We start from the raw sequence: 5,772 nt of genomic DNA, 5'->3' as shown, positions 1-5,772 counted from the left end.
GAATTCGAACATTAATGTTCATTTGCGAAAATGGTAGCCCATAAAGATGCCGGCAGCCAGCTAACTTCGATTAAAAAAACTCATCGAAGGGCGGTTAAAGGAAAATTTTCGAAGATTGAATGAAGGGGATGCTGAATTTTGTGGCGAGGGAGCTTGCTCCCGCTCGGCGGCGAAGCCGTCGCAGTTGCGGCTGTCCGAGTGAGTCTGAATGAACGCGGATGAATGATTTAGGGGCCGCTTCGCAGCCCAGCGGGAGCAAGCTCCCTCGCCACAAAATTCAGCATCCCCTTCATTCAATGTTCGAAAATTTTCCTTTAACCGCCCTTCGATGAGTTTTTTTAATCGAAGTTAGCTGGCTGCCGGCATCTTTATGGGCTACCATTTTCGCAAATGAACATTAATGTTCGAATTCAAATACATAAAATAAGCACCGAGGCCTGCCGATGCCCACTTCCATCTTGCGTACGCCCCCTCTCGCTGAGGTTTACGATATCGCCGTCATCGGTGGCGGGATCAATGGCGTAGGAATCGCAGCGGATGCCGCCGGCCGCGGTCTTTCGGTGTTCCTTTGTGAAAAGGATGATCTGGCCAGCCACACGTCCTCGGCCAGCAGCAAGCTGATCCACGGTGGCCTGCGCTACCTTGAACATTACGAGTTCCGCCTGGTGCGCGAAGCCCTCGCCGAGCGCGAAGTGCTGTTGGCCAAGGCGCCGCACATCGTCAAACAAATGCGCTTCGTGCTGCCACATCGTCCGCACCTGCGTCCCGCGTGGATGATCCGCGCCGGCCTGTTTCTGTATGACAACCTCGGCAAGCGGGAAAAACTGGCAGGCTCTAAAAGCCTGAAGTTCGGCCCGGACAGCGCGCTGAAAAGCGAAATCACCAAAGGCTTCGAATACTCCGATTGCTGGGTCGATGACGCGCGCCTTGTCGTCTTGAATGCCATGGCTGCCCGCGAAAAAGGCGCCCATGTTCACACCCAGACCCGTTGCGTCAGCGCGCGTCGTAACAAGGGTTTGTGGCACCTGCACCTGGAACGCGCCGATGGCAGCCTGTTTTCGATCCGCACCAAGGCATTGGTGAATGCGGCCGGCCCGTGGGTGGCCAAGTTCATTCGTGACGACCTGAAGATGGAGTCGCCGTATGGCATTCGCCTGATCCAGGGCAGCCACCTGATCGTGCCGAAACTGTATGAAGGTGAACACGCGCACATTCTGCAAAACGAAGATCAGCGCATCGTCTTCACTATTCCGTACCTGAACCACTTCACCCTGATCGGCACCACCGACCGTGAGTACACCGGCGATCCGGCTAAAGTGGCGATCACCGAGGGCGAAACCGATTACCTGCTGAAAGTGGTCAACGCCCACTTCAAGAAGCAGGTCAGCCGCGACGACATCCTGCACAGTTACTCTGGTGTTCGCCCGCTGTGCAACGACGAGTCCGACAACCCGTCGGCCGTCACCCGCGACTACACCCTGGCGTTGTCGGGCACCGGTGAAGAAGCACCATTGCTGTCGGTGTTTGGCGGCAAACTGACCACCTACCGCAAACTGGCCGAGTCGGCGCTGGCGCAATTGGCGCCGTACTTCACCCAGATGAAACCAAGCTGGACCGCCAGCGCCACGCTGCCGGGCGGCGAAGACATGACCACTCCGCAAGCCTTGTGCGCCTTGATCCGCGACAAGTTCGACTGGGTGCCAACCGAAATCGCCCGCCGCTGGGCCACCACCTACGGCAGCCGCACCTGGCGCATGCTCGAAGGCGTGCAGGACCTCCGTGATATGGGGGACCACATTGGTGGCGGGCTCTACACCCGCGAAATTGACTACCTGTGCAGCGATGAGTGGGCAACCGCTGCGCACGACATTCTGTGGCGTCGCAGCAAGCTCGGGTTGTTCACCACTGCGGCTGAACAGCAGAAACTGGCGGATTACCTGAGCAAGGTTGAACAGAACCGCAGCAAGATCGAAGCGGCCTGAGCCGCATCCGATTAAAGCAAAGCCCCTGAATCGAGAGATTCAGGGGCTTTTTGCATTCCCCCAGACACCACCAATCCCTGTAGGAGCCGGGCTTGCCCGCGATGACGGTCTTCCAGCTGACACCTGTGGTGATTGACGCGCCGCCATCGCGGGCAAGCCCAGCTCCCACAGGTTATGTGTCTGGCATCAGCATTCGGTTTTCCGAACGCGACCCACCAGTCGATTCGGTTAACCGGATTATTCCTCGCGAGAAATATCGCCATAAATATTTAATACCCTTATAAATCAATATGTTGAGTTAATCGGCCTGGCCTGGCACGAGTCATGCTCTACACTCTTTGACGAACACCCTTCGCGCCATCCCCTCAGGGACCGCCGGGCTTTCGAAGCACAAAAGGGCCGATAAACTGGCTCCATAAAAAAAACAATGTCGAGGACAATTTGATGCGCATCGTTCCCCATATCCTGGGCGCAGCCATTGCTGCCGCTCTGATCAGCACTCCGGTTTTCGCTGCCGAACTCACCGGCACCCTGAAAAAGATCAAAGAGTCCGGTGTCATCACCCTCGGGCATCGTGACGCTTCCATTCCGTTTTCGTACATCGCGGACGCTTCCGGCAAGCCGGTTGGTTACTCCCACGATCTGCAACTGAAAATCGTCGAAGCCATCAAGAAAGACCTCAACATGCCGAACCTCCAGGTCAAATACAACCTGGTGACCTCGCAAACCCGTATCCCGCTGGTGCAGAACGGCACCGTGGACGTCGAGTGCGGCTCCACCACCAACAACGTAGAGCGTCAGCAGCAAGTTGACTTCTCCGTTGGCATCTTCGAAATCGGCACCCGTCTGCTGTCGAAGAAAGATTCGCCTTACAAAGACTTCACCGACCTCAAAGGCAAGAACGTTGTGACCACCGCTGGCACCACGTCCGAGCGCCTGCTCAAGTCGATGAACGCCGACAAGCAAATGGGCATGAACGTCATCTCCGCCAAAGACCACGGCGAGTCCTTCCAGATGCTGGAATCGGGTCGCGCTGTAGCCTTCATGATGGACGACGCCTTGCTGGCAGGCGAAGCAGCCAAGGCCAAGAAAGCAGATGACTGGGCCGTGACCGGTACCCCACAGTCCTACGAAATCTACGGCTGCATGGTCCGCAAGGGCGACGAGCCGTTCAAGAAAGCGGTGGATGACGCCATCATCGCCACCTACAAGTCGGGCGAGATCAACAAGATCTACGAAAAATGGTTCATGGCGCCAATCCCGCCTAAAGGCCTGAACCTGAACTTCCCGATGAGCGACGAACTCAAGGCCCTGATCGCCAATCCGACCGACAAAGCGGCTGACGACAAGCCTGTAGAAAAAAAGTCCTGAATTCTGACTAACCTTATCTCCTGACAGGGCGCTGCCCTTTCAGGGGATTGTCACTCCCTGCTGGCATTTTTGGAAACACTCGAACCGGTGGCTGTCGAGCCGATGGTGTGTGCCTGACCGTCAAGGTCAGGATGGGAACGGAGCTTCCCCAGGCGGGCACTTGTACTTTGATCGATCTGAGGGGAGACCCTAATGAATTACAACTGGGACTGGGGCGTGTTCTTCAAGTCCACTGGCGTTGGCAGCGAGACCTATCTCGACTGGTACATCACCGGTTTGGGCTGGACCATTGCCATCGCCATCGTGGCCTGGATCATCGCCCTGACACTGGGCTCGATTCTGGGCGTCATRCGCACCGTACCGAATCGCGTCGTATCGGGCATCGCGACCTGCTACGTCGAACTCTTCCGTAACGTGCCGCTGCTGGTTCAGCTGTTCATCTGGTACTTCCTGGTGCCCGACCTGCTGCCGCAAGACCTGCAGGACTGGTACAAACAGGACCTGAGCCCGGTTACCTCGGCTTTCCTGAGCGTTGTCGTCTGCCTGGGCCTGTTCACCACGGCTCGCGTTTGCGAACAAGTGCGCACCGGCATCCAGGCCCTGCCCAAAGGCCAGGAATCTGCCGCCCGCGCCATGGGCTTCAAGCTGCCCCAGATCTATTGGAACGTGCTGCTGCCCCAGGCCTACCGGATCATCATTCCGCCGCTTACCTCGGAATTCCTCAACGTGTTCAAAAACACGTCCGTGGCCTCGCTGATCGGTTTGATGGAGCTGCTCGCGCAAACCAAACAGACCGCCGAGTTCTCCGCCAACCTGTTCGAAGCGTTCACCCTGGCAACCCTGATCTACTTCACCCTGAACATGAGCCTCATGCTGCTGATGCGCCTGGTCGAGAAGAAAGTGGCCGTACCGGGCCTGATCTCCGTAGGGGGTAAATAATGGAATTCGACTTCTCGGGCATCATCCCTTCCCTGCCGGGTTTGTGGAACGGCATGGTCATGACCCTCAAGCTGATGGCCATGGGCGTGGTCGGCGGGATCATCCTCGGCACGATCCTGGCGCTGTGCCGTCTGTCCCACAACAAACTGCTGTCGAACCTGGCCGGCGCCTACGTCAACTACTTCCGTTCGATCCCGCTGCTGCTGGTGATCACCTGGTTCTATCTGGCAGTGCCATTCGTGCTGCGCTGGATCACCGGCGAAGACACCCCGATTGGCGCCTTCGCTTCGTGCATCGTGGCCTTCATGATGTTTGAAGCAGCGTACTTCTGCGAAATCGTGCGAGCCGGTGTGCAGTCGATTCCCAAAGGGCAGATGGGCGCAGCCCAGGCTTTGGGCATGACCTATGGCCAGATGATGCGACTGATCATCCTGCCGCAAGCGTTCCGCAAGATGACCCCACTGTTGTTGCAACAGAGCATCATCCTGTTCCAGGACACCTCGCTGGTTTACGCGGTCGGCCTGGTGGACTTCCTCAACGCCTCGCGTGCCAGCGGCGACATCATTGGCCGCTCCAATGAGTTCCTGATCTTCGCAGGTCTCGTGTACTTCACAATCAGCTTTGCCGCCTCGCTGCTGGTCAAGCGTCTGCAAAAAAGGTTTGCCGTATGATCTCTATCAAGAACATCAACAAGTGGTATGGCGACTTCCAGGTACTGACTGATTGCAGTACCGATGTCAAAAAAGGCGAAGTGATCGTGGTGTGCGGGCCGTCCGGTTCCGGCAAATCGACCCTGATCAAGTGCGTCAATGCCCTGGAACCGTTCCAGAAAGGCGACATCGTGGTCGATGGTACTTCGATTGCCGACCCGAAAACCAACCTGCCGAAATTGCGTTCACGCGTGGGCATGGTGTTCCAGCATTTCGAACTGTTCCCGCACCTGACCATCACCGAAAACCTGACCATCGCGCAAATCAAGGTGTTGGGCCGCAGCAAGGAAGAAGCCACCAAGAAAGGCCTGCAACTGCTTGAGCGCGTCGGGCTGTCTGCCCACGCTCACAAGCATCCGGGCCAGCTTTCCGGTGGTCAGCAACAGCGTGTGGCCATTGCCCGCGCGCTGGCGATGGACCCGATCGTCATGCTGTTCGACGAACCGACCTCGGCACTGGACCCGGAAATGGTTAACGAAGTGCTCGACGTTATGGTGCAACTGGCCCACGAAGGCATGACCATGATGTGCGTGACCCACGAAATGGGCTTCGCCCGTAAAGTGGCGGACCGGGTGATCTTCATGGACGCGGGCAAAATCATCGAAGACTGCCCGAAAGAGGAATTCTTCGGCGACATCAGCGCCCGCGCCGAGCGGACACAGCACTTCCTCAACAAGATTCTGCAGCACTAAGCCCTGCCACCGCTCCCCCTGTGGGAGCGAGCCTGCTCGCGATAGCGGTSTGTCAGTCAAATCTGCTGTCACTGACAC

The 5,772-nt window shown here is 57.3% G+C and carries 5 protein-coding genes; all 5 read left to right on the top strand.

The window, feature by feature from the left end; genetic code table 11:
• Positions 1 to 443 precede the first annotated feature (443 nt).
• The 5 genes from glpD (at position 444) to AC1DSG_RS26615 (ending at position 5,694) form a co-directional block, all read left to right on the top strand.
• Complete coding sequence (gene glpD, locus AC1DSG_RS26635; protein WP_477793554.1) at positions 444 to 1,982, top strand: glycerol-3-phosphate dehydrogenase; 1,539 nt, start codon at positions 444 to 446, stop codon at positions 1,980 to 1,982.
• A 444-nt stretch (positions 1,983 to 2,426) separates the two neighbouring features.
• The gene (locus tag AC1DSG_RS26630) at positions 2,427 to 3,353 is read left to right on the top strand and encodes a glutamate/aspartate ABC transporter substrate-binding protein (protein WP_477793553.1); all 927 of its coding nucleotides are present in this window, start codon (positions 2,427 to 2,429) and stop codon (positions 3,351 to 3,353) included.
• A gap of 192 nt (positions 3,354 to 3,545) precedes the next feature.
• Positions 3,546 to 4,292, top strand: coding sequence for an amino acid ABC transporter permease (locus tag AC1DSG_RS26625; RefSeq protein ID WP_477793552.1), 747 nt, complete (start codon positions 3,546 to 3,548; stop codon positions 4,290 to 4,292).
• Complete coding sequence (locus tag AC1DSG_RS26620) at positions 4,292 to 4,963, top strand: amino acid ABC transporter permease (protein ID WP_477793551.1); 672 nt, start codon at positions 4,292 to 4,294, stop codon at positions 4,961 to 4,963. The genes AC1DSG_RS26625 and AC1DSG_RS26620 overlap by 1 nt, the downstream gene beginning before the upstream one ends.
• The gene (locus AC1DSG_RS26615; protein WP_007943546.1) at positions 4,960 to 5,694 is read left to right on the top strand and encodes an amino acid ABC transporter ATP-binding protein; all 735 of its coding nucleotides are present in this window, start codon (positions 4,960 to 4,962) and stop codon (positions 5,692 to 5,694) included. Before AC1DSG_RS26620 ends, AC1DSG_RS26615 begins: the two co-directional genes overlap by 4 nt.
• Positions 5,695 to 5,772 lie beyond the last annotated feature (78 nt).

It is taken from the genome of Pseudomonas sp. P5_A12 (assembly GCF_056400685.1).
Note: the sequence above shows the minus strand (reverse complement) of the source record. Positions and strands in the feature narration are given on the sequence as shown.

Excerpts from the sequence above, each read along its gene's own strand:
- glpD (WP_477793554.1), top strand. The coding sequence starts at position 444 with ATGCCCACTTCCATCTTGCGTACGCCCCCTCTCGCTGAGGTTTACGAT.
- AC1DSG_RS26630 (WP_477793553.1), top strand. The coding sequence starts at position 2,427 with ATGCGCATCGTTCCCCATATCCTGGGCGCAGCCATTGCTGCCGCTCTG.
- AC1DSG_RS26620 (WP_477793551.1), top strand. The coding sequence starts at position 4,292 with ATGGAATTCGACTTCTCGGGCATCATCCCTTCCCTGCCGGGTTTGTGG.
- AC1DSG_RS26615 (WP_007943546.1), top strand. The coding sequence starts at position 4,960 with ATGATCTCTATCAAGAACATCAACAAGTGGTATGGCGACTTCCAGGTA.